General features: G+C 55.7%; 19 protein-coding genes. 7 read left to right on the forward strand and 12 right to left on the reverse strand.

Going from position 1 to position 22,807, the window contains the following annotated elements:
- Nucleotides 1-35 precede the first annotated feature (35 nt).
- Nucleotides 36-713 carry an FkbM family methyltransferase gene (locus tag Q1A63_RS23685; RefSeq protein ID WP_298976298.1) on the forward strand — a complete coding sequence of 226 codons (678 nt, stop codon included), beginning with the start codon at nt 36-38 and terminating at the stop codon, nt 711-713.
- Between the two features lie 9 nt (nt 714-722).
- On the opposite strand, the gene Q1A63_RS23690 is transcribed toward Q1A63_RS23685, so the two are convergent.
- From Q1A63_RS23690 to Q1A63_RS23710, 5 genes are all read right to left on the reverse strand, one after another.
- Nucleotides 723-1,778 (reverse strand): glycosyltransferase family 2 protein, encoded by a 1,056-nt coding sequence (locus tag Q1A63_RS23690; RefSeq protein ID WP_298976297.1) that lies wholly within the window; start codon nt 1,776-1,778, stop codon nt 723-725.
- On the reverse strand, nt 1,775-3,640 hold the full coding sequence (gene asnB, locus Q1A63_RS23695) for an asparagine synthase (glutamine-hydrolyzing) (protein WP_298976296.1): 1,866 nt from the start codon (nt 3,638-3,640) through the stop codon (nt 1,775-1,777). The genes Q1A63_RS23690 and asnB overlap by 4 nt, the downstream gene beginning before the upstream one ends.
- Before the next feature lie 74 nt (nt 3,641-3,714).
- A complete protein-coding gene (locus tag Q1A63_RS23700) occupies nt 3,715-4,515 on the reverse strand; it encodes a hypothetical protein (RefSeq protein ID WP_299632626.1) in 801 nt (266 codons plus the stop codon).
- Nucleotides 4,516-4,601: 86 nt separating this feature from the next.
- Entirely contained in the window at nt 4,602-4,976 is a 375-nt protein-coding gene (locus Q1A63_RS23705; protein ID WP_298976293.1) for a DCC1-like thiol-disulfide oxidoreductase family protein, read from the reverse strand.
- Between the two features lie 22 nt (nt 4,977-4,998).
- Complete coding sequence (locus Q1A63_RS23710; RefSeq protein ID WP_299632627.1) at nt 4,999-6,621, reverse strand: hypothetical protein; 1,623 nt, start codon at nt 6,619-6,621, stop codon at nt 4,999-5,001.
- Nucleotides 6,622-6,941: 320 nt separating this feature from the next.
- Here Q1A63_RS23710 and Q1A63_RS23715 point away from each other — a divergent pair, with 320 nt between their 5' ends.
- On the forward strand, nt 6,942-8,096 hold the full coding sequence (locus Q1A63_RS23715) for a rhamnan synthesis F family protein (protein ID WP_298976291.1): 1,155 nt from the start codon (nt 6,942-6,944) through the stop codon (nt 8,094-8,096).
- Nucleotides 8,097-8,127: 31 nt separating this feature from the next.
- On the opposite strand, the gene Q1A63_RS23720 is transcribed toward Q1A63_RS23715, so the two are convergent.
- On the reverse strand, nt 8,128-8,856 hold the full coding sequence (locus Q1A63_RS23720) for a hypothetical protein (protein WP_298976290.1): 729 nt from the start codon (nt 8,854-8,856) through the stop codon (nt 8,128-8,130).
- A 288-nt stretch (nt 8,857-9,144) separates the two neighbouring features.
- Between Q1A63_RS23720 and Q1A63_RS23725 the strand changes: the two genes are divergently transcribed.
- On the forward strand, nt 9,145-10,278 hold the full coding sequence (locus Q1A63_RS23725; RefSeq protein WP_298976289.1) for a rhamnan synthesis F family protein: 1,134 nt from the start codon (nt 9,145-9,147) through the stop codon (nt 10,276-10,278).
- A 114-nt stretch (nt 10,279-10,392) separates the two neighbouring features.
- Here Q1A63_RS23725 and Q1A63_RS23730 read toward each other — a convergent pair whose 3' ends face one another.
- Nucleotides 10,393-12,132 (reverse strand): ABC transporter ATP-binding protein, encoded by a 1,740-nt coding sequence (locus Q1A63_RS23730; protein ID WP_298976287.1) that lies wholly within the window; start codon nt 12,130-12,132, stop codon nt 10,393-10,395.
- 602 nt (nt 12,133-12,734) lie between these two features.
- Between Q1A63_RS23730 and Q1A63_RS23735 the strand changes: the two genes are divergently transcribed.
- Genes Q1A63_RS23735 through Q1A63_RS23745 form a run of 3 tightly spaced genes read left to right on the forward strand, consistent with a single transcriptional unit; the run spans nt 12,735 to nt 15,755 of the window.
- Entirely contained in the window at nt 12,735-14,060 is a 1,326-nt protein-coding gene (locus Q1A63_RS23735) for an arylsulfotransferase family protein (protein WP_298976285.1), read from the forward strand.
- A gap of 19 nt (nt 14,061-14,079) precedes the next feature.
- On the forward strand, nt 14,080-14,298 hold the full coding sequence (locus tag Q1A63_RS23740) for a hypothetical protein (protein ID WP_298976283.1): 219 nt from the start codon (nt 14,080-14,082) through the stop codon (nt 14,296-14,298).
- A complete protein-coding gene (locus Q1A63_RS23745; protein ID WP_298976282.1) occupies nt 14,295-15,755 on the forward strand; it encodes a sulfotransferase in 1,461 nt (486 codons plus the stop codon). Before Q1A63_RS23740 ends, Q1A63_RS23745 begins: the two co-directional genes overlap by 4 nt.
- A gap of 4 nt (nt 15,756-15,759) precedes the next feature.
- Here Q1A63_RS23745 and Q1A63_RS23750 read toward each other — a convergent pair whose 3' ends face one another.
- The 5 genes from Q1A63_RS23750 to Q1A63_RS23770 all read right to left on the reverse strand — a co-directional run bounded on the left by Q1A63_RS23750 (nt 15,760) and on the right by Q1A63_RS23770 (nt 21,438).
- Complete coding sequence (locus tag Q1A63_RS23750; protein WP_298976280.1) at nt 15,760-17,034, reverse strand: nucleotide sugar dehydrogenase; 1,275 nt, start codon at nt 17,032-17,034, stop codon at nt 15,760-15,762.
- 14 nt (nt 17,035-17,048) lie between these two features.
- Entirely contained in the window at nt 17,049-18,077 is a 1,029-nt protein-coding gene (locus Q1A63_RS23755) for an NAD-dependent epimerase/dehydratase family protein (RefSeq protein ID WP_298976279.1), read from the reverse strand.
- A 42-nt stretch (nt 18,078-18,119) separates the two neighbouring features.
- Complete coding sequence (locus tag Q1A63_RS23760) at nt 18,120-18,959, reverse strand: CpsD/CapB family tyrosine-protein kinase (RefSeq protein WP_299410291.1); 840 nt, start codon at nt 18,957-18,959, stop codon at nt 18,120-18,122.
- Nucleotides 18,960-19,027: 68 nt separating this feature from the next.
- On the reverse strand, nt 19,028-20,548 hold the full coding sequence (locus Q1A63_RS23765) for a lipopolysaccharide biosynthesis (RefSeq protein ID WP_298976275.1): 1,521 nt from the start codon (nt 20,546-20,548) through the stop codon (nt 19,028-19,030).
- Nucleotides 20,545-21,438 (reverse strand): AAA family ATPase, encoded by an 894-nt coding sequence (locus Q1A63_RS23770; RefSeq protein ID WP_298976273.1) that lies wholly within the window; start codon nt 21,436-21,438, stop codon nt 20,545-20,547. The genes Q1A63_RS23765 and Q1A63_RS23770 overlap by 4 nt, the downstream gene beginning before the upstream one ends.
- Nucleotides 21,439-21,995: 557 nt before the next feature.
- On the opposite strand from Q1A63_RS23770, the gene Q1A63_RS23775 reads away from it, so the two are divergent.
- Entirely contained in the window at nt 21,996-22,694 is a 699-nt protein-coding gene (locus tag Q1A63_RS23775) for a sugar transferase (RefSeq protein ID WP_298976272.1), read from the forward strand.
- Nucleotides 22,695-22,807: the final 113 nt, after the last annotated feature.

The raw sequence follows: 22,807 nt of genomic DNA on the forward strand, positions 1-22,807 counted from the left end.
ATGGCGCGATTTGGAGCATTTGAGGTGGCCAAACGATGAGTGACTGGAAACGAAAAAAATACCGAACATTGCGTCATTTACCGGGTAAAATTGGTCGCCGCTATACCGAAAAATATGAACTGCATGGTACGTCTTGGCGTTTCCTTGACGCCTTGGATTTTACAGCTGGCATGGTTTCAATCGACTTGGGTGCCAATATTGGTGAGTACTCCCAACTTCTGGCACGGCGCGCTCAAAAGGTATATGCGTTTGAGCCAGATCCCTGGGCATTGGAACAGCTGCGAAAGAATACAGCGCATTTGGATAACGTGGAAATTGTGGAAGCCGCGGCCGGTACGTGCGAAGGCAGCGTGAATCTATATCGCCACCCTGAATTTGCAGACGACCCGATCATGAATTCTCAGTCCAGCTCTGTAGTTTCGAACAAATATAACATCTCTCACGAGGATTCCTTCGAGGTTCCGCAAGTCGATGTTCTCAAGTTTCTTCGAGACTTGGATCAGAATATAGGTGTTCTAAAGGTTGATATTGAAGGCGCGGAGGTCGATTTGTTTGAAAAACTCTTTGACGATGCTGACCTGCTTTCGCGAATAAAATACATCTTTGCAGAAACGCATGAAACCAAGATACCAGGGCATGAACCGCGTGTGGCTGCACTGAAAGCGCGTGCAGAGAAGATCAAGAGCCCAGTCATTGATTTGACCTGGCACTAGGGCAGGGGTTCATAACCCGAACGCAACACCCGCTTTTTCAAAACCTTCGTATCCCGTTACCCGCTGAGATTTGCGGTAGCAAAACGAACCATTTCGTTTTTGCATCTGGGTCAGCAAATCTGACAGCAGATGATGGTCTCTCGAACCGGCGCTGTAGGAATTTTCCCGGATGGCCATCTCGATTTTGGCGTAGAGGGATCCTGTAAAACGGTAATGTTGAAATGGCATCAAAAGGTGGGGTGTTGCGGGCACATTGGTATCATGAGAGTTGGTGAAAAATGCACCATCTGGCCAATGCGCCATAACTGGCTTTTGCATGACGTTATATGCGGGGATTTTCGTGCCAAACCGTGTCGCACGCATTCGGCGGCGCCAGTTTTTGTACTGAGGCACGGGGAAACCAAGACTCTCATACAACCGCGTCGTGCCATAAGTCTTGAACAACCGTGCGCGGGCGCCGGGATGCACGACGCTTGGGGGCTGATTTTCCTGCAGTTTTAGGTGGGGTTCCCCGTCAAAATACCAATCCGCCCCTGGATCAACTTCCTTGTCCTTAGATTGAGATGACAAAACAGAGATATTCTTAGGATACACATCCAACATGAGCCCATACGCCACGCGGGCACCGGCAGCATCCAATTTGCGACCAACATCCTGAAATGTATAACCTTGTGGCAAGTGGATGAATTCATCCAGGTCAAGTTGGACAGCCCACTTCCCCTTGGCAAACCTGTTAAACAAAGCAGTGCGCCAGACATACAAGATGCGCTGGTTTGGAATTCTCGCGACAAGATCTTCCGGCAGATCTACAGTGTCCCCGTAGGTGTATTTGCTTTCGAACAAAACCACGTCCGGCTGCGCCAGCAGATATTCCTTTGTTCCGTCATCAGAACGGTCATTCAAGATCGCAAATTGCTCAATGCCAAGCTTGCGATAGTGTTCCAAAAAACTGGGAAGGAAATACATCTCATTGCGGCCGATTGCGCAGAGGGTCAAGGCTTCGGGATCGGGTTGTCGGTTTGACACCAGGTCCAGGTCATCAAGGTGTTCAAGTGGATGCATCATGTGACTACCAATGGGTCGTGATTGAGAGATTGTTCCCAAAGTGACAGGAAATACATGGTGTCCATCTTGATCGATAACAGTTCGGTCTTGTCATGCAGAGTATTGCGCCAATTGCTGGAAATTCCCAAAGCTTCACGACTTCGGTCAATGCTCTCAACGACGGAATCTGGATCCGGTCCGGTGCCTAGTTTCAGGCTAAAGCCGCGCTTGGGTTCATCCAGGAGAAACCCCAAACCACGATCACGCACGATCTTGCGCAGGACATTCTTGGGGTGTGCATCAAAATCATCTGTTTCAGGATGCGACAGGCCCCATTCAATGATGCGGTGATCCAGCATCGGAGGGCGCGCCTCGACACTATACGCCATCCCTGCACGGTCTACTTTCGGCAGTACAACGTCTTGACAGAAGGTGTAGAGATCAACGCGTTGCATGCGCCTTTTCCATGGCAAACCGGGTGCATCGTATCGCCCGAGCGTCGAAGTCAGAAGATCCTCACATAAGGATTTGGACATCCCGTTCATTAATTGTGCTACATGGTCAGGACGCAGGGCCGGAAACACGCGAAAGGCGTGCAGGGACATGTCCGATAATTTCCGCGTTGCATCTCCAAGCGCAGCTTCATGAAGCGCGATCCGATTTTTGCCCTTCAGGCGTTTCAGCCAATTTTTAAAACCACGTTGTGGTGTCAGCGTGAAATCACTGGCTCGCGCAAATTCGTGCCAGCGATAGCCGCCAAAAACTTCGTCTCCACCGTCGCCAGATAAAACCACTTTGAGGCCAGATTGTGCGGCAAGTTCTGAAATCGCTGATTGGCTGACAACAGCATTATATGCCAGGGGCTCATCCAACGCGGCAACGGATTTTTCATAGCTGTGATCAGATGCTGAGTTGAGCGACAGTACCTTGAAATCCAAGTTCAGCATGTCAGCGGTTCTTTGAGCGACCGGCGCTTCATCTGATGCCGCGTTACCTGGGTAGGCGATGGTCAAGGCTGTCATATTCTTGGCCTGTTCGGAGCCAAGATTTGCAACCGAAGCCGCCACGATGCTGGAATCCATCCCACCGGAAAGGAACAAACCGACGGGCACATCTGACAAGAGATGCTCTTCGACCACGGTATCGATCAGATCGCTGAGCGGTGGCTTGCTACTTTCATAGTCGGTGTCTTCAGGTGCCGACCAATATGTGTGTTCCGCGACAGTACCATCCTGAGACCATGTCAGGGTCGTTCCGGCGTCCACTTTTTCGATGCCTTCCCAAATGGAATTGGGAGCAGGTACGTACCCAAGCATCAGGTATTGCGCCTGAGCCTCTTTATTTATTTCTGTGCCAAATCCGAGCGCGCGCAAGGCACGCAAATCGGATGCGCATGCCAACCCTCCGGGTGTGCGCGCAACATAAAGCGGCTTTATGCCCACGCGATCTCTGGCAAGAAAAGCCGTGTTGGAACGCTTATCCCAGATCAGGAACGCAAACATACCGTTCAGTTTTTCGACAACGGAGGATCCCCAGAGCTCATAGCCCTCAAGGATCAGCTCTGTATCAGATGTTGTACGGCATTTGATACCATGACCTTCCAAGGCGTCGCGGAGCGCTTTGGTGTTATAAACTTCACCGTTATACACGATGGAGCATAACCCCGAGGCAGAGGTCATCGGTTGCTGCGCCTGCGCGCTCAGATCCTGAATCGACAGGCGGCGGTGTGCCAGAAAATGGGTTTTGTCGTTGGGCGCATCAATTTCGATCAAAGAGGCGGCATCGGGACCCCGTTTCGCCATGATATCGCGCGCAACTTCGATATGATTTCGGGAAATTTTACTTCCCTTGGGAAGGCCAAGCACTGCCAGCAATCCACACATACCACACCCCTCTGATTTGTGAGGCGCACTGCCTCTTGGTTGCTATGGCCGTTGGATCGGCAATATTCAATCTCTCACGTTCTGCGAGAGCGCCTTGCAGCAATTGCATCTTGCTTGCGTTGCTGCATACGATCAAATTTTAGCCTGGCCAGCGAGTATTTTGGGTATGGGTTTTCCACGGGTAAGACTTGCATGCTGTCTGCCCGTTGCTCTGGCCAATAGACCGGCCATTCAGCAATATCGCCCAGCTTGCCGTCCATGCGAATTGCAGGGCTTCCTGTCAGGTGTTCGGCCACTTGCATCGTGAGCTGATCGCGTTTGCTGTAGTGAAGAAACAGATCGAACCAGAGTTCTGACATTTTCTCCGTTGCGCTGTCTCCGGCCTTGTAAATCAGGATCGCATTATGCGTCAGCTTGAGATCGTTCGAGAGCTTCGCCCGCGTAAAAAGGTCATCCAGGGCTGACCACTGGTCCTCGCTCAAATGGCCCATGCGAAAACATTCATCCAGTTCGTCTCGTACCATTTCACGATCAAGGTGGCGAAACACATAGCGACCAGGCTTTGCTTTATCTCCGCCTAATTTCTGGATCAGATCTGCCGGCGCGCACTGCAAAGACGCGCGGTTGTCGACATATATCGCCCAGTCATATTCGGGCAATTCACGATGCGGTAGTATCTTTGCCCGGCGCGATTCAAACATTGGTCCGAGTGCAACTGCCGAGCGATGCCGGATTTCAACTCCGTCAGGCTGTATGTCTTTACGATCTGTGAACAGAATTCGATCGTAACCTTGGCCATTGCCCAACGACCCGACATTGTAGGGTTCTGGGTCACCGAAGAAACATGAATACACAGCGATCGAGGTTTTTTGCATTCTATTTTGCGCGTCGTCGCCCAGAGCTAAATTTCGCCCATGCCTAGCGAGTAAGCACGGTGTTGTCACTCAAATATCACTATTCTCTAGGTAATCTTTGCACGGCCCATCAGGCGCAGTGTTGCATTCCGACCGGTCCGCAGAAGTGGATACAGGGCACGGGCAATTTTTTCGTTGGAGAAGACCCAACTGATCGCGCGCCCGCCAACGGTCTCTCTGTTCGACAGAAGTGCCAGCAAATTCATACAATCTGCGCCAAAGTAGTCACGCCCGCCATAACGCGCCAGCATACCTTCGTTCAGATCTACATTCAGTGCTTTTACCTCCTGCACCAATGGATGTTCCGAACGGGCATCGATCAACTCGACCGGGCCAACAGCCTGGCGTAAATGGGTCATTGTTACGTATTGCGAACAAAACGGACAATCTCCGTCGTACACAATTTGAATACCTTGTGTCATGTCCAGTTTTACTCTTTGTTTGTCAATCGAGCGTGACAGCAGGGACCTTGAATTCACTCACAAAGCGCACGTCCTCAAGTGGCATCCCACGGTCAAGCGCTATGCAGCTAGATATAGTTCGATAGATGTAGAAATCGATGGTGTTTGGATCAACCTTTGCGAAGTCTTTAAACATCCACGGATTCGACCAAATGTGGTGTGGAAACAGATCGTAACGATACAGGCCATCGTCAGACGCTTGCTGTGCGGCATACGTGTGTGTCGTTTGAACCAGATTGGTGATCCACGCTTTGTCCCGCTGGAAGGGAGTGGAAGGGGTTTCGGGAAATGTGCAGTCCGAATGAGCCTGGTGAAAGATGTCTTCTTGCTGCGTGGTCCCCAATGTCACAGTTGGGAAATGCTCTGTGGCAGTTCGCCCCAGGCGGTGCTGAGCTGCGGTAACGGAGTACGAACCAAAGAAATTCGAAGGCACTTCGTATTCGTTACCATCTTTGGTCACAGCGATAACTTCGGTGCGGGTCAGAGCGGGGGTATCGTACCACCCCAGCCGAACAATGTTGAACGCTTCTGGTGCCAACAGTACGATCGTGCAAGACATGATCACCGCAGTCCGGCGCTCTGCCATTTTTGGCAGATGACGCATTGCGGCGACAAGTGCCGTGTTGAGGGCAACCCACTTCCAAAACATGATCCCGCTAGCAAAAAAGATCGCAACATGTGTGATGTCGTAAAAGAGCGTCGCTGCGATCAGCATGCTGCGACGCGCAACAAAAACAAGCGCGCCTAACTGCCCAACCAAAATTGTTGCGTTCAAAACAGGCCTGAAGATTTCCAAGCTATACAAAGCGAAAGCGGAAAGCTCTGCGTTCGTCCCTGTCGGTAGGAATCCGGATAAATAAGCGTTTGCGCCAAGAATATGTGTCGGATTGTGGAGGACCCAAAGGAAGGGCCCGCCCTCGAGAATAACTTTCTGCAAACCAGAGTAGAAGTAGTTGGAAAAATGTGCACTCACCGCAGCCATGAATGCCAGGACCATCGCATATTCAAGATCGCAGTTCCGCAACATCCGCGACAGCGGGCCAAGCCGCTGAACCAATCCCGGGCCGAGCAACATCAGAGCAAGTCCAAGAAAAACACCCATTTCGAGCACTGGAATGTAGTCAGTGAATGAAATTTCGAACCCAAACATGGTTGAGGCGATGGCCTTTTGCTGGAGCACCAGTACAGACGGGACGAAAACAAAAGCAGGACGCCAGAAACTGACGACGGCTGAAACCAGGCTGACGGGCACGCTCAGAAACACCAGCAACAACGCCAGGTCAAAGTCAGCGTTCACTTTTGCCGGGTAGGTGATCGTTGCAACAGCTGAGTACAGCGCCATAACGACAGCGATCGTACAAGCCACTATTCGAACAGATGTGATCACCGACGTGCTACGTGGGCCGGGAGCGATCAGGCACAATGCAACCGCGAACGGGGTCGCGCCACATAGCCAAACAACCCCGAGTTCTTTCAGGGATAGAAATTGCGCGTTGAAAGCACTGAATGCCAAAAGGGTCACAAGCACATAACCCAACTCCGGCTGAAGAATGCCTTGGAAACGGGACCACAGATTAGACGCAGTCGAAGTGTCGGGGGTCAACATAGGGTGATTTTGCTTGCTGCTCGAACTTATATCATTGACTGAAGTTCACCCGTTACATGTGTATTCTGGGCCGCTTCTACCTTAAGTACTAGTGGATGGGCATTGCGGCGCCAACCAAAAACCCAAATCCGCTCAAACCTGCTGGGTGAGGGCACAACGGCCAAGCAACTGCGGTCTTGCGTTGGCAGAAATCCACTTTTGATTTGCTACCTACTGTTGATTGTAGAGCGAACCGGATAAACGTCGGTTGAATCAGATATGTGCTTGTTCGCGAACTGGCGGATATTTGGAAACAAGCAACGTAAGAGCGGAAAATCCCCGTGGCAAAGTGGTGGAAAATAAAGCGGGAACTCAATCGCCTGGGACGACAGATCGGACATATTCCTGTTGTCATATACGAAGTTTTTTTAGCAGCGCGGTATTATGATTACATTCTGTCAAGGGACAGACAGATATTTGATGGCCAGCAGATGCCGTCCTCGAAATCCGCGATTTACCTGATATTTCCCCAATTTGGTGTTCTAAAGTCGCACGTGCGTACTCTGAGGTACCTCATTGACAAAGGTCGGAGCGTTACAGTTGTCTGCAACGCACCGATCAGTCCTGAAGACCGAGAAATGCTACTTCACCATTGCGAGCGTTTGATTCAGCGACCCAATTTTGGCTATGATTTTGGTGGTTATCGCGACGGTATTCTGGCCTATCAAGCCCGGTTGGCAGAGATGGACCAGCTGATTTTGCTGAATGACTCTGTATGGTTTCCCATCACGGATGACATCGATTGGCTAGATCAAGTGGACCAGCTTGACCGTGATATGGTCGGCGCAGTGTCAAATTATGGCATCGATAGCCAACCGGCGGAAAAATTCCGGGATCTTGAGTTTGACTACAGAACTGAGCGGAAAGGCTTTCATTACTGCTCCTTCGCACTGGCGTTCAGTTCGAACGTGTTACGGGATCGCTCTTTCTTGAGGTTCTGGAAGTGGTTTCCACTGTCAAATGACAAAAGGAAGACAATTCGGCGCGGTGAATTAGGCTTATCGGCCTGGGCGCTTCGCAAGGGTTACTCCCACGCCAGCACGCTCAATGTTACAAACCTGCACGCGAAGCTCGCTGATCTGGATACAGAAAGGCTGTTGCAGGTTGCTACCAACCTGATGATCCCTGAGGACATCCAACTGAGCAAGCTCAAGAAACAGCTCCTTCCTGTACTTGAGACACTTAGCCGAGAAGAGCTAATTTCATTCATTCTGACTGGCGTTACCCGTCAGGGAACTGGATATGCGCTCCCCGAATTTACCGTGATCGAAGAGAAATTCCCTTTCTTAAAAAAATCACCGCTTTGGCTGCATCCAGAGGCCTCGCGGATTTCCTTAAGTATTCTTGAGCGGCTGAAAACGCCTGCTTCGAAGGAAGCTCTCGAAGAGGCAAAAGAGTATTTGCAACCGAAGCTCAGGACGTCTGCCAAGCCTTAAAAATAAAGCAAAGAGCGTCGCTTTGCTCGTGTTAGGCGTTGCGAGCTATCACAAAAACCCAGATATCCAAGTCGGTGTCTGGCCTTTCACCTTCTACTGGCTTCCAATGTGGTTTCTTGTGTTCGGGCTTAATCACATCACGGACACAATATTTGCCTTGGCCCCAATCGAGGATCAGGTAAGGCATGATCAGTGGATGAGCCCCGAACGGATCGGACGCGCTGGAGCCTTCGGGCGCGTGCAGCATCGTATGTTCGATAAAGATCAAACCCTCGGGTGCAAGCTGGTCCACCCAAGCATCAATCGCTTTTTTGGGATCATACGCGTGATCAAGCGCGTTTGTATAGACAAGGGACGCACGTCCTTTCCATTCGTCATTTTTCTCGTGGAAGTCCCATTCCACAACACCTTGTGCGGCTTGCGGTGGCGATATGTCAGTCCCTATTCCTTCGCAGCCAAGCCGTTCAGCCAAATGTCTGGATTCCATACCTGCTTTGCTTCCGTGGCACAGTAAGAACGACAGGTTTGGGATCTTCGCGCGCGCATAATCAGCGATCACATCTAACGTTTTGGGATCCGCCCAGACGTCACCCGTATCAGATTGTGCTTTGGTGACTTGAGCTGCTCTGTAGGCCTCGTAGTCGAACTCACCACCGTCACCAAACTCGAAGAGAGCGAAAAGCTCAGTGTTTTTTGCAGGGGCTGGTTCGGGTGCCGGCTCGGGCGCAAACATCGCGGTGATACGTTTTTTCAGAGACACGAAAGGTTCCTTTCTGATCGCAGCGCGGATCAACCGGTAGGTGTAGGTATGGACCCTAATAGGAGCTGCCATCGACAAGCTCAAGTTGCCAATAGCTGTTGATATTTGGCAAAGCGGCTCTGTTTTACGCTATCTGCAGAGGCTCGACGCAAGATTGCGCACCGCCAAAGTTTTCTGGCCCGCCCTTTCGGTCGCCTTGCTCTTGCAAACAGTACTCGTTCAACTCACAAGAGAACGAAATAACCCACGATTGGGGCCTGGTCGGAAAGTGTTTTAGGAGTTTGGGGTATGCCGCAATGGTGGAAAATCCGACGGGAGCTGAAGCGTTTGGGAAACCACTTGTTAGAGTGGCCAACGGACACCACAAACTTCCTCTTTGGTACCTTCTATTATGATCGCTTTTTAGCGCACAAAAAAACGATCTTGTCTGGTCTGCAGGACACAACGGACAAACGGGCGGTATATCTAATTTTCCCAAAAAACGGGCTACAGCCTGGGCACTTCAGAACCCTCGACTATCTGGCTTCCAAGGGTTTCGCAGTGACGGTGGTGTCAAATTTACCTTTGAATCCAGGACAAAAAGTTGCGGTTCTTCCAAAGTGCCACATGTACATCGAACGCCCGAATTATGGATACGATTTCGGAGGGTATCGTGACGGCATTCTGTCGATGCGTAATGATGTGGCAGCAATCAAGCAGTTGGTTCTACTCAACGACTCTGTTTGGTTTCCCGTCAGTTCCAAAACGGACTGGTTGGCTGACGTTGATGACCTTGGCGTTGAGTTTGCCGGCGCTGTTTCAAACTATGGGATACCCCGTGTTGACCCCGACCACTTCCGTGAATTGAGCTTTGACTATCGAACTGATCACAAGAACTTTCACTACTGCTCGTTTGCGTTAAGCCTTGGTCAAAAAATTGTACAGGACCCGAAATTCATCGAGTTTTGGGCATCTTTTCCCCTCACCAACAAAAAGAAGCGCACAGTGCGGCGGGGCGAAATTGGTTTGACCGCATGGATCTTACGGCGAGGGTATTCGCACGCAGAGACGCTTGGCGTGCACCGTCTTGCTGAATGCTTGGGCAAATTGAGTGATCCGGAATTGCGAGACGTTGCACGGCACGTGATCGTCTTGGATGATTCACGCCTTAAAAAGGCGAAGGCGAACGTCATTCTGTCGATCGATAAGCTTAGTCGTACTGACTTGGTAAACTTCGTTCTGATGGTGGCTGCGCGACAGGGGACTGCCTATGCCCTTGCTTACTATTCGGTTTTGTTTCTCGGGTTTCCGTTCCTAAAGAAATCACCGCTTTGGTTGGATCAAGATGCAGCCAAGATATCTTCTTTACTGCTTGGAGCGTTGTCAGAACCTGCCGCAGATGAAGCATTGATGGAAGCAAACGACCTTCAGCTTTCAAAGTGATTGTCCGCAGCTTTACCGGCTCTTTGTAAAATCGCGCTTGCGCCTGATACCATGCTGCGCATCGCAGATCACATCCCGACTTCAGAACAGGATATTTCTGGGCACAGCCTGATCTCAGCCCAGAGTGGCTGGTCCGGAGCTAAACTGCCTGTCGTAAAGTGTCTGGAACAAGCCATTTTGCGAAAGCAGCTCGCCTTGCGTGCCTTGTTCCGCAACTTCGCCGTCCTTGATCACAACGATCTTATCTGCATTCAGAATGGTAGACAGCCTATGAGCGATCACAATCGTGGTACGCCCCTTGGACAGCTTCTGCAGCGCTTCATTCACAAGGAATTCGGATTCTGAATCGAGCGCACTTGTTGCCTCATCCATGATAAGAATGGGACTGTCGCGCAGGATCGCGCGGGCGATTGCAATACGTTGGCGTTGACCGCCCGACAGGTTGCCACCATTTTCGCCCACATCACTGTCATATTGCTGCGGCATGCCCTGAATGAAGTCATGTGCATTAGCGGCCTTGGCCGCCGCGATGATCTCGTCGTTTGTGGCATTCGCCCGACCCATTGCAATGTTCTGCTTGAGCGAACCTGCAAACAGAAAGGTTTCCTGACCCACAAAAGCTATCTTGTCCCGCAGGGAGGCAAAGGTGGCCTGCCGGAGATCAAAGCCATCGATCTCGATTTGCCCCTGTACGGGATCGTAAAGGCGCAGGATCAGGTTGATAATCGTGGATTTCCCGCCACCGGACGGCCCCACCAGCGCTGTCGTCTTGCCCGCCTCGAAGGTCACGTCAAGATTGCGCAACAGGGATTTGTTATCCTCATAATTGAAGCTGACTTTGTTAAAGATAATTTTGCCCGGACCTTCCGGCAGATCGCGCGCATCGGCCTCTTCACTCACCGCAATCGGAGTATCCAGGATCTGATACATCAATCCGACACCAACGAGGCCCGCCTGAATCCCAACACGCATTCGGGCAAGCCGTTTTGCCGGGTCATAGGCCATCAAAAGTGCCGTCACAAATGACATCAACTCACCCGGAGATGTCGCAGCATCACCGAAGATACTGACTGTGCTCAAAGCCACGACGGAGGCAATCGCAAAGCCTGAAAGCGTCTCCATTAGCGGGCTGGTAGCTCCGGAGAGGCGCGCCATCGCATTCGAACGGCTTTCGACAGTCGTAACGGCCGTGTTCATCCGAGCGGCCATATGCTTTTCCAAAGCAAAAGCTTTAACCACGCGGATGCCCGTTGAGGTTTCCTGTAGCACCCTGATGATCTCAGCGGCAGAGACCATATTAGCCTCAACAATACCTTGCACCCGTTTGAGGATCTGACGCACGCCGAGGATCGCAAGTGGCCCGAAAATCAGCGAAAAGAACGACAGGGTTGGCTGCTGATATATCATGACGATAATCAGTCCGATCAACGTGAGTAGATCGCGCACAAATCCCGTGATCAGAGTATCAATTACAGTACGCGCAGCATGTGCTGAAGCAGTGACCCGCATCAGGATGTTGGAGGTATCGAGCGTATTGAAAAACGCCACACCATGTTCGAGCAGACGATCATAAAGCCTGCGTTGTTGATCGGCGACAATCCGGTTGCCTGCGCGGCTCAGCGCAACGACCTGCACGTAGCCTGCAAGGCCCTTCACCGTGAAGATCAGGGCAACAGCACCGGCAATGGCAAAAACTTTATTGCGGTCGCCTGATTGCACCATGGAATCAATGATATCTTTCATAATCCAGGCAGTGAGTGCCGTCGTAACCGCAATCACGATCATGGCAACAATCGCCACACCATAGCTCAAAGATTGAGAGCGCAGGTTTTCACGCAAAAGCCGTTTGAGCATTTCGCTTTTTTCGCTGTTAACGTTTGTTTGAAAACTATCGATCATCGTGACAGTGCCCGGATCCCATGAGGTCCCTTACGTAGGGGGGATCATTGGGCCTGTAAAGGACCACTGCCGCAAGGCTCCGCTGATCCATCGCAACTGCGCCAGAAACTCAATGCGCTTCAAATCCCTCTCGCTCATCGTCACCCATGTCATATCTGCTCTCGCTGTCTGTTCTCATTGCAGACGAGAGTGACACTTCTGCTTTGCTTGCAGGTGATATTTGGCCTCTGCAGCTACATGAAACGAGACTAGATAAGGATAGTTATGCAAATAAATCACGCTGACTTCTAATAATTCCGCTTTGATGGCGGCACAGGGTCTCGCCCCCTTTGGACCAAAATCGCGGGTATTTGGCCTCTCCTGCCAGCGTCCATTTCAGTCTTTGAACTGCATCATGAGAGGCAGATAAGCGGATTTCGCGACCGTAAGTGCTCAACAATCAGCGACAGTTTACCACAAGCGGGTTTTTTCTCGCCGCAGGGCTGGCTTGTTACAATACGCCCATCTTATGGTCCGCAAGCCAAGAGCTTTTCGTTAACAGAAACTGATTCCCCCAAATGACCCGCAAACCAGATGCCTCTTTGCTGATTTTCCGCATTTGCGCGGTGGTTGTCGTGCTCGGCCTCGCCTTTACCTACGGCGTTATGGCGCAAAAACATCGTCTCTTCCCGATGCCGCAAATCAGAAGCGCCACAGAACAGATCAAGGAGCTGCTGGCGCCCAGCGATCAGATCCTCGTGGCCAGCAACGTCCGCTACGACACCCCCGTTGAATCGCTGCTGCCGGATCGCCTCGCGCCGGGGCTGCTGATGGTCGCGGAAATCGTGCAGGACCGCGATACCGCCGTGCGGATCATCGACAGAAGCGGGCAGACGATCCACGAATGGCGGCCTGTGTGGTCAGAGGTCTGGCCGGGCAGCACAGGCAATTTCCCCGAAGACCGGCGCCCCAAGGGCGACAGTGGCATGTATCTGCATGGGGTCGATATCCTGCCGGATGCCAGCATCGTGGCGAATTTCGAACATCTGAGCTCCTTCCGCATGGATGTCTGCGGCGCGGTCTCCTGGAAGCTCGACAACCTCGGACATCACGCCGTGCATTATTCCGATCAGGGCGCCACCTGGGTGGCCGCCGAACGCTACGTGCAGCAGGGTCCGACCGGATACCAGAACCACGCCGCCCCGCTGCGCTCCTGGACATTGCAGGAAGTGTCGGATGACGGCGAGGTGCTGCGCGAAATCTCGATGATCGATGTCTTCCTGCGCAACGGGCTCGAGGGGCTCTTGTTCATGTCGACCCTGTCCAATGGCCGCACCGTGGTGCGCGGCGACACGCTGCACCTCAACGATGTGGACATCTTCCCCGAAGGCATGGCGTCGAGCGTTTTTGACCCCGGCGACATCATGGTCTCCCTGCGCAACATCAACACCATCGCGGTCTTCGATCCCGACACGCTGGAGATGAAATTCGTCTCTACCGGGCAGGTTCTGCGCCATCACGACCCCGATTTCATGCCCGGCGACCGCATCTCCATCTTCGACAACCGCAATCTGACGCCCTCCACCGAACCGATCCCGCCCGCCAGCCGGGTGGTGGAGGTCAATGCGCGCACCGGGGAGGCCAGCGTGGCGCTGAACGGGGAGGGCCCGGACGGGTTCTTCACCAACATCATGGGCGTGCACCAGCGCCTGCCCAACGGCAATATCCTGGTGACCTCCAGCGGTGAGGGCCGCGCGCTCGAATATCTGCCGGACGGACAACTGGCCTGGCGCTACAGCAACAGGATCTCGGAGGAGATAAACGGCCGGATCTTCATGACAAAGCTGCTGCCAGCGGATATGGATGCTGCATTCTTCGAGACACGTGCAGCCACATGTAATTGATTATTGAAAGGGTACCCCAATGAGATTTCTTGCCTTTTTCCTGACCGCCTTCTGCATGGCCACCCCGGCCTTTGCCTATATCGGCCCTGGGGCGGGTCTGGGTGCCATCGGCATCCTGATCGCGATCATCGGCGGCATCCTGCTGCTTGTGGTCGGCTTCCTGTGGTACCCGATCAAGCGGATGATGCGCAAAAAACGTGACGGGGCTGAACCCGCCCCCGGCACCGAGAACGAATGACCGCATTTCTGGTCTCCCTGGTCGCCGTCTTCGGGTTCGCGGCCGGGATTTACGGCACGGGCATCGTCGGGGCGGCGCAGCGCGCTATCGCCCAGGCCAATACCGGGCTTTCCGCCATGCTGGACAGCGGCCTCTCGGATGACGAGAAGGAAGCGGCTGTGCGCAAGGCGGGCATCGCCCTGATCGTGGGCAGCGGCGCCATCGCCTGGCGGCTCGTGGCCTGTCTCGCAGCCGCCGCCCTGCCGATCTATCTGGCGGAATTCGCCGGGCTCGCCCCCTCTGCCGCCGTCTTCGATCTGATGCTGCGGCTTGATTACATCATCGGGGTCAGCGTGGCGCTGATCGTGCTGGTCTGGCTGTTCAAGCGCAAAGATCCGGATAAACCGCAGACCGGCTATGGCAGCGGGGATCGGTTCCTGCACATGCTGGCCTTTTCCGGGCCCGGCATCCAGAAATTCGCCATCCGGCTCGAAGACATGTTTCTGGGGCGCAAGATCAAAGGCGTCGCGGATCAGCCCCCGGTGCTGGTGACCTCGCTGGCGCGGGGCGGCACCACCGCGGTGCTCAACGCGCTGCACGATCTGCCGGGCATGGTCACCCATACCTACCGCGACATGCCCTTTGCCACAGCGCCGCTGCTCTGGAGCCGCCTCAGCGCGCCGCTCAAACGCGAGGTCGCGCGGCAAAAGCGCGCCCATGGCGACGGGCTCAGCATCGATCTCGACAGCCCCGAGGCCTTTGATGAGATCTTCTGGATGCTCTACTGGCCGGGCAAGTACAAAAGTGACCGCATCCCCCTCTGGACGCCAGAGGATGCCAAGGCCGAGGCCGCGGGCGTGTTTCGCAAAATGTTCCGCAAGATGGCGGTGCTGCGCGGCGGCGGGCGCGGGCGATACCTGTCCAAGAACAACGCCAATATCGCGCGGTTGCAGCTGCTGCCGGAGATGTTCCCCGATTGCGGCATCGTGGTGCTGCTGCGCAACCCCGCCGCCCACGCGGCCTCATTGCTGCGCCAGCATGAGAATTTCCTGACCCTGCAGGCAGAGGATGATTTCGTGCGCCGCTATATGCGCGACATCGGCCATCTGGAATTTGGTCAGCTGCACAGGCCCATCGGGTTTGACGGCTTCGATCCCGGCGCTTACGACCCGCGCACCCCGGATTACTGGCTGGCCTATTGGATTGCCGCCTTTGTCCAGGTGCAGGCCCATGTGGCGCAATGCCATATCCTGGCCCAGGACGACCTGCGCCAGACGCCCGATGCGACCATGCAGGCGCTTTGCAAGGGGTTGGGGATCGAGACCGGAGAAGTCGATTTCGCCAGCTATTTCCGCAACACGCCGGATGTCACGGACCGCGATGTCTTTGACCCCGCGCTGCTGGCACAGGCCGACAAGCTATATGCCGCCCTCGCCCAATACGCCGTGGGCCCGCAACACTCGGACAAGGCCTCCTGAAAGGTCAGACCCGCAGGATATCCGGGTCGCGCGGCAACACACCTTTAACATCCAAAATCAACGGCTGCCCCGCCATCAACGGCAGCAGCGCCGCCACCCCCCCTGACCGGAGCGTCGCATGGGGCACGGCCAGCACCACCGCGTCATAGGCGCCTTCCTGCGGCTCAACCACCTCTAGCCCGAGCTGCGCGCGCGCCTCACCCGGGTCCACCATCGGGTCATGCACATCGACATCCACACCGAAATCCGCCAGTTCCGTCACGATATCCACCACACGGGTGTTGCGCAGATCGGGCACGTCCTCCTTGAAGGCCAGCCCCAGCACCAGCACCCGCGCGCCCTTGATCTTCAGATCGCGGTCGATCATCGCGCGGATCAGCAGCCTCGCCATCCACGCGCCCATGCCGTCGTTGATGCGGCGCCCGGCCAGCACCATCTGCGGGTCATAGCCCAGCATCTGCGCCTTATGCGTCAGGTAATAGGGATCGACGCCAATGCAGTGCCCGCCCACCAGACCGGGGCGGAAGGGCTGGAAATTCCACTTGGTGCCCGCCGCTTCCAGCACATCCAGCGTATCGAGGCCCATGCGTTCGAAAATCATCGCCAACTCGTTGATCAGCGCGATGTTCACATCCCGCTGGGTGTTCTCGATGACCTTGGCGGCCTCGGCCACCTTGATCGTAGGGGCCAGATGGGTGCCTGCCGTGATGATGCGCCCGTAAAGCGCATCGATGAAAGCCGCCGCCGCCGGGGTAGAGCCGGCAGTGACCTTGCGAATATCGGCCAGCCGGTGGGCGCGATCCCCGGGGTTGATGCGTTCGGGCGAATAGCCGGCAAAGAAATCCCTGTTGACCGTCAGGCCCGACAGCCGTTCGACAATGGGAATGCAGTCGTCCTCCGTGGCGCCGGGATAGACGGTGCTTTCATAGATCACCACATCCCCTGCCCCGATGACCTGCCCCACGGTTTCCGAAGCGGCGATGAGCGGGCCGAGGTCGGGGCGTTTCACCCCATCCACCGGTGTCGGCACGGTCACGATATAGACATTGCACGCGGCCAGATCCGCCAGATCCGAGGTAAAGGACAAATGCGCCGCCGCCGCCAGTTCCGCCGGATCCGTCTCTAACGTGGTGTCTTTGCCCCGCTTCAGGGCCGCAATCCGATCGGCACTGATGTCGAACCCCACCACCGGGTGGCGGGCCCCGAAGGCCACCGCCAGCGGCAGCCCCACATAGCCCAGACCGATCACGCCGATCTTCGCGTCCTCAACTTTCAGCATGGCCCCTGCCCTTTTCAGGTGTCGTAATAGTCGCGGAACCACGCCACGAATTGCGCGATCCCGTCGCGGAAATCCGTCTGCGGCTTGTAGCCTGTGAGGTTTTTCAGCAAATCGGCATTGGCCCAGGTGGCGGGCACATCGCCCATCTGCATCGGCATGTAATTGCGGATGGCCTCGCGCCCCAGGCAGCGCTCGATCTCATCCACGAAATCCAGCAGCCGCACCTTGTCGGAATTGCCGATGTTCACCACCCGGAAAGGCGCCACCGGGCTGAGGTTGTCGCCGGGCACCGCCACAGCCTCCGCCCCGGGCAGCGCCGGCACCGCATCGATCAGCAACCGGATGCCCCGCACCAGATCGGTGACATAGGTGAAATCGCGAAACATCTCGCCGTTGTTGTAGATGTCGATGGGCCGGTCCTTGAGGATCGCATCGGTGAATTTGAAAAGCGCCATATCGGGCCGGCCCCAGGGCCCGTAGACCGTGAAGAAGCGGAACATGGTGGTGGGCAGATCGTAAAGATGGGCATAGGAATGGCCCATCGCCTCATTGGCCTTTTTCGTGGCCGCATAGATCGTCATCGGCGTGTCGGCCTTGTCGGTCTCGGCAAAGGGCATCTCTTCATTGGCGCCGTAGACCGAGGAGGTCGAGGCCATCAGCAGATGTTTGACCTGATGGGTGCGCGCCGCCTCCATCACGTTGAAGGTGCCCACCACGTTGCTGTCGATATAGGCGCGCGGGTTTTCCAGGGAATACCGCACCCCCGCCTGACCGGCCAGATGCACGATCACATCCGGCTCGAACTCCGCCGCCATCGCGGCAAAGACATCGGCCTCTTCCAGCATGGCGGTGGTGGCGCTGAAGGCCTCGTTCTGCAGCAGCATCTGATGGCGCCGCTCTTTCAGGCGCACATCATAGTAATCGGTCATGCCGTCAAAGCCATGCACCCTGAAGCCCTGCTCCAGCAGCAGCGTACTGAGGTGGAATCCGATGAAACCGGCAGAGCCGGTCACGAGTACTTTGCGGGCGGGTGAATCTGTCATGGCCACTTTATTGGCGCGCGATGGGGAAAATTGCCAGAGACCTCAGGCGTAATCCCCATAATATTCTTCGGTAGACTCCAGATGGCGACAGCTGTTCAGCACCACTCCCAGCACGTTGGTATGTTCGGCCACTTCGCGTTCGCAGACATCCAACTGCGACACCTTGGTGTGCTCGGCGCGCGAAATGATCAGCGCGCAATCCACGTTTTTCAGCACCGCCCGCGCATCATCCGTCACCAGCATCGGCGGCAGATCATAGATCATGATGTCCGGCTCGAATTCTTTCTGAATGTCATCCATCACCGAGACCGCCTTCTGCGACAGCAGGATCTGTGTCGGGTCGCTCACCGGGTTCTTGGACATGGAAATCGCCACATTGGTGCGCAACCGGACCATCTGCTCCGCGGCGCTGACCTCTCCGGTGAGCAGCGCGCGCACATCATGCTCGGGACGGTGTTCAAAGATCGACGCGATCCCGGGGCGTCTGAAATCCAGATCAAAGAGCATGGAGCGCACTTCCTGCTGGCGGCTGAAACCCACCGCCAGGTTACAGCTGATCGTGGTCTTGCCACAGCCTTTGTCCGGTGAGGTGATCCCCAGGCGCGTCCAGCCGTTCTGCCGCATCAACAGGAAAATCTTGGTGCGCAGAATGTCGAAAGGATTGGCCTCGGCCTGCGCATTGAGGGTGATCACCCGATGCGCGGTCAGGGTGTCGGGATTGGGCTCGATCGGCTGCAGATCGTCCCAGACCGGCGGGAACGGCCGGATCAGCGCCGGGGCCGCAGGCGACAGGGTCTTTGGCGTGCGGCGGCGCGGGGTGCCGGCAGAGGCACCGCCCCGGTCGCGGCGGGCCTTGCTAAGCGCTTTTTGCAGTTTTTCCATCGATTCCAGTCTCCTGGCTTATGTCACAAGAACGGCTGTCCAAAAGGATCCGCAGGGGTTTCATCACATCAGAAGAGACGTTCTCTGACTTTCTCGAAGAGCACATCAAGGGGCATGTAATAGGTATCCACCAGCCACAGCGAGGTTGGCACGGCCACAATTACCGCCGCCAGGGTCAGCAGCTGCAGGGTCCGGCGGCGGCGGCGGTCGGCTTGCGATTCAAACCGCGGCAGGGTGGCCAGCGGCGTGATGCCAAGCACCTTGGTGATGTCGGTGGGGCGGCGGATCGACAGGTTGAGCAGTTCCAGCAGCACGAACAGCCCCCCCGCCAGCCCCATGCCCGCGGCCACGCCCGATGACATGATCGCCGCGCGGTTCGGCCCCGACGGGGTATTGGGCACGGTGGCAGGCTCCAGCACGGTGATGCGTTCGCCGCGGGCAGAAACCTCTACCCGCTCACCCAGACGCGCCTGCGACAACCGCTGAGCGGCACCGCCATAAAGCCCCTGCAGGCTGCGGCGTTCGCGCTCCATCGCCTCCAGCAAAATCCGGTTCGCCGGGGTGCGCGCAATCCCATCGGCCAACTCTTCCAACTCGGCCTTGGCTTCCTCGATCTGCAGCTCCAGCTCGGCAATTTCACCGTCCATCTCCTCCAGAACCGCGTCCAGCGGGCTACCGCCCTCTTCGGCGATGGCCTCCCCGGCTGCGCGCATCTGGGCGGTGAGGGTCTCGATCTGATTGCGCAGGATCTTCACCTTCGGGTTGGTTTCCGAATAGACGCTCAGCGCCACCCGCAATTCCCCCTGCAGCCGTTTGAGCCGCGCCGCCTCCGGCGACAGTTTCACGCGGCGGCTGTCGGTCAGCGTCCCGGTGTTTTCGTAAACCCGCTGAATATTGATTTTTTGCGCCTCGATCGCTTCGATGTCACGCCGGATCCGGGAAATCCGGTCCTGCAGGGTCGCGCGCCGCCCCATCCGGAATTCCAGATTTTCCGGCAGCGCATCGACGTTCTCATTCTTGAAGGCCACGATCTTGGCGCTCTGCTCATCCAGGCTGGCCGACAGGGCGGCCACTTCCTGTTCGAAGAAATCCAGCGTCCCGGCGGTCCGCTCTTCCCGGAAATCGCTGTTGGCGGCCAGCACGATGGTGACATATTGGCTGACCACCGCGGCCACGACCTGCGGGCTGCGGCCCTCGAAACTGATGGTCATGACCGTGGCGCGGTTGCGGCCACTGGCGCGGCGCACCTTGGTCTTGCGGCGCATCTCGGACACCACGTCATCGGGGTTCATGCGGCGCTGGTTGGGAAAGACATTGTTGTCGCGCGCCACCTGGATCAGGTTGGCGCGGGTCATCAGCCGGCGCTGAATGACCTCCAGCTGCTCGGCGGCCTCGACATTGATGGTCGAGCGGATCATCTCGTCGGGGATCTGCGCGGATTCCACCAGCAACGTCGCACTGGTCGAATAGGTCGTCGGCAGCCGCAGCGCCATCACCAGCCCCACACAGCTGGCCAGCACGATCAGAAAGGCCATCGCCGGGAACCGGCGCGACAACAGCCGCAAATAAAATCTCAGATCCGGGATCATTCCGCCACCTTGCTCAATGGTTCGTCGATACGGTTTTCCAGAACGTAGACACCATGGTCATGCTCTCTGGTCTTGATGAACAGCCCATCCGCCACCAGCTCCCGCATCACATTGATCCCCACAACACTGTCTTCGCTGCTGGCCGCATAGACCAGCGCCAGGTCACACAGCTTGTTGATCAGACGGGGCACGCCACCGCTTTCCTCGTAAATGCACTTGATCGCATAGATCGAAAACTCGGTGCCGGTGCCGCCCACATGGATCAGGCGGTGCCGGATGTATTCCTTGGTCTGCGGCAGGCTCAGCGGTTTCAGGTGATAGGTCGCCGTCACCCGCTGGGCGAACTGCATCAGCGAGGGGCTGGCCACGATATCACGCAGTTCCGGCTGCCCCACCAGAATAAGCTGCAACAGCTCATCTTTGTTGGAATTGATATTGGTCAGCATGCGCAGCTCTTCGAGCGCCTCGATGCTGAGGTTCTGCGCCTCGTCGATGACCAGCACCACATGGCGGCCATCGCTGTATTCATCGATGACGAAATCCTGGAACCGCTTGAAGAGCGTGATGTAATCGTCCTGCGCGCCCGCATCGATCCCCAACGCGTAAAGCACCCAGCGCAGCAGTTCACCCCGGCCCCCCTGGGCATTGGAAATCAGCCCGATGGTGACGTCTTCATCGAGCACGCTCAGCAGCTGCTGGATCAGGGTAGTCTTGCCCGCGCCGATCTCGCCGGTCACCAGGGTCAGCGGCGCCCGTGTCGCAATCCCGTATTCCAGCACGGAATAGGCGCGCTTGTGACTGTCGGACCAGAACAGGAAATCAGGATCGGGCAGCAGCGTGAAAGGCCGCTCCGAAAATCCAAAGAAAGACGTATAAAGTGCTGCCGTCATCTCAGAATCTGCTCTCGTTCTGTCCGCCGACAACCCGCGCGTTGGTTTCCTGCACCCGTGCCATTCAAACATCCCACTTTTCAACACACAACCACACACCGCGAGCGGTATCGGCACAAAACCCTTACGTCAACGATCAGAGTCTGTCTCGAAATCGATGCGCTTACAACAGACTATATAGGAATTGAGGCATCAATAGGGAATACACCTCGTCGCTGCCTCTCATCGGGCAGGGCCGCCCCAAACGGCGTTGATTCGAGCGAAATGCCCAAATTCGCCAGACAATGCCCCGAAAAAAACCCGTATTGTTGATTCGAAATACACGCCTTGATTGCAAGCTGTCATATTTTTTTGCCACGCAATGCAGCGACTGCACGTCAAAAGTGCAAATTCCGCCTATTCCGGCAGCAGTGAGCGGCGGGATGCCTAGCATTTTACTAAATTTTCGTTAAAGTGACACAGGGTTCAGGTATTGAGGAGCCCAACGACGACTATTCCCGAAGCTGCAGAGCTTCACGCGTGTGTAACCAAGTACCGACAATATATCGGAGTTTTTGATGCCATTTGATACCTCGGACACCCAGTTGAAGATGAAGTTGGGGTCCACAACCGCTGCTTATCCACAGATTACGACCACGCCCCGGCCCCCCCTGTCTTATGACAGCGGCCTCAAGCGTCTTGTGGATGTCACCCTCGTCGCGCTGAGCGCCGTGGTCGTTGTCCCCGTGATCGCACTGATGGCCCTGCTCGTGTCTCTGGACGGGCGCGCCCCGTTCTATACGCAATTACGCGTTGGCCGGAACGGCAAGGCTTTCCGCATCATCAAGATGCGCACCATGGTGCATAATGCCGATGCGCTGTTGCAGAACCACCTGAGCAAGGATCCCGCGCTGAAGGCGGAATGGGATGCCACGCAGAAGCTCAAGAATGATATCCGGGTCACCTGGATCGGACGCTTCCTGCGCAAGACGTCGCTGGATGAGCTGCCGCAGCTGATCAACGTGCTCATGGGCTCGATGTCGCTGGTCGGCCCGCGCCCGATGATGCTGTCCCAGCAATCGCTCTACCCGGGTCAGAGCTATTACCGTCTGCGCCCCGGGATCACCGGCCTGTGGCAGATCTCGGACCGCAACGCCTGCCATTTCTGTGACCGGGCGAAATACGACGCTGTCTATGAACGCACCATGTCGCTGAAAAATGACATCAAGGTGCTGTTGCAGACGGTTGTCGTCGTGCTGCGCGGCACCGGCTACTAAGCCAGAATACGGCTGATAATTTCCTGGGAAGAGTGTGGCAATTGCCACGCTCTTTTCCGCGTCAGCCCCCTGTCGTAAATTCCATAAAATGGCCTCAGTGTTTGTTAACGATC

The sequence above is a fragment of the uncultured Roseobacter sp. genome (assembly GCF_947499265.1).
Classification (GTDB): domain Bacteria; phylum Pseudomonadota; class Alphaproteobacteria; order Rhodobacterales; family Rhodobacteraceae; genus Roseobacter.

What these genes read in the sequence shown, in the direction of transcription:
- Q1A63_RS23685 (WP_298976298.1), top strand. Translation starts at nt 36, where the DNA reads ATGAGTGACTGGAAACGAAAAAAATACCGAACATTGCGTCATTTACCG.
- Q1A63_RS23690 (WP_298976297.1), bottom strand. Translation starts at nt 1,778, where the DNA reads ATGATGCATCCACTTGAACACCTTGATGACCTGGACCTGGTGTCAAAC.
- asnB (WP_298976296.1), bottom strand. Translation starts at nt 3,640, where the DNA reads ATGTGTGGATTGCTGGCAGTGCTTGGCCTTCCCAAGGGAAGTAAAATT.
- Q1A63_RS23700 (WP_299632626.1), bottom strand. Translation starts at nt 4,515, where the DNA reads ATGCAAAAAACCTCGATCGCTGTGTATTCATGTTTCTTCGGTGACCCA.
- Q1A63_RS23705 (WP_298976293.1), bottom strand. Translation starts at nt 4,976, where the DNA reads ATGACACAAGGTATTCAAATTGTGTACGACGGAGATTGTCCGTTTTGT.
- Q1A63_RS23710 (WP_299632627.1), bottom strand. Translation starts at nt 6,621, where the DNA reads ATGTTGACCCCCGACACTTCGACTGCGTCTAATCTGTGGTCCCGTTTC.
- Q1A63_RS23725 (WP_298976289.1), top strand. Translation starts at nt 9,145, where the DNA reads ATGCCGCAATGGTGGAAAATCCGACGGGAGCTGAAGCGTTTGGGAAAC.
- Q1A63_RS23730 (WP_298976287.1), bottom strand. Translation starts at nt 12,132, where the DNA reads ATGCTCAAACGGCTTTTGCGTGAAAACCTGCGCTCTCAATCTTTGAGC.
- Q1A63_RS23735 (WP_298976285.1), top strand. Translation starts at nt 12,735, where the DNA reads ATGACCCGCAAACCAGATGCCTCTTTGCTGATTTTCCGCATTTGCGCG.
- Q1A63_RS23740 (WP_298976283.1), top strand. Translation starts at nt 14,080, where the DNA reads ATGAGATTTCTTGCCTTTTTCCTGACCGCCTTCTGCATGGCCACCCCG.
- Q1A63_RS23745 (WP_298976282.1), top strand. Translation starts at nt 14,295, where the DNA reads ATGACCGCATTTCTGGTCTCCCTGGTCGCCGTCTTCGGGTTCGCGGCC.
- Q1A63_RS23750 (WP_298976280.1), bottom strand. Translation starts at nt 17,034, where the DNA reads ATGCTGAAAGTTGAGGACGCGAAGATCGGCGTGATCGGTCTGGGCTAT.
- Q1A63_RS23755 (WP_298976279.1), bottom strand. Translation starts at nt 18,077, where the DNA reads ATGACAGATTCACCCGCCCGCAAAGTACTCGTGACCGGCTCTGCCGGT.
- Q1A63_RS23760 (WP_299410291.1), bottom strand. Translation starts at nt 18,959, where the DNA reads ATGGAAAAACTGCAAAAAGCGCTTAGCAAGGCCCGCCGCGACCGGGGC.
- Q1A63_RS23765 (WP_298976275.1), bottom strand. Translation starts at nt 20,548, where the DNA reads ATGATCCCGGATCTGAGATTTTATTTGCGGCTGTTGTCGCGCCGGTTC.
- Q1A63_RS23770 (WP_298976273.1), bottom strand. Translation starts at nt 21,438, where the DNA reads ATGACGGCAGCACTTTATACGTCTTTCTTTGGATTTTCGGAGCGGCCT.
- Q1A63_RS23775 (WP_298976272.1), top strand. Translation starts at nt 21,996, where the DNA reads ATGCCATTTGATACCTCGGACACCCAGTTGAAGATGAAGTTGGGGTCC.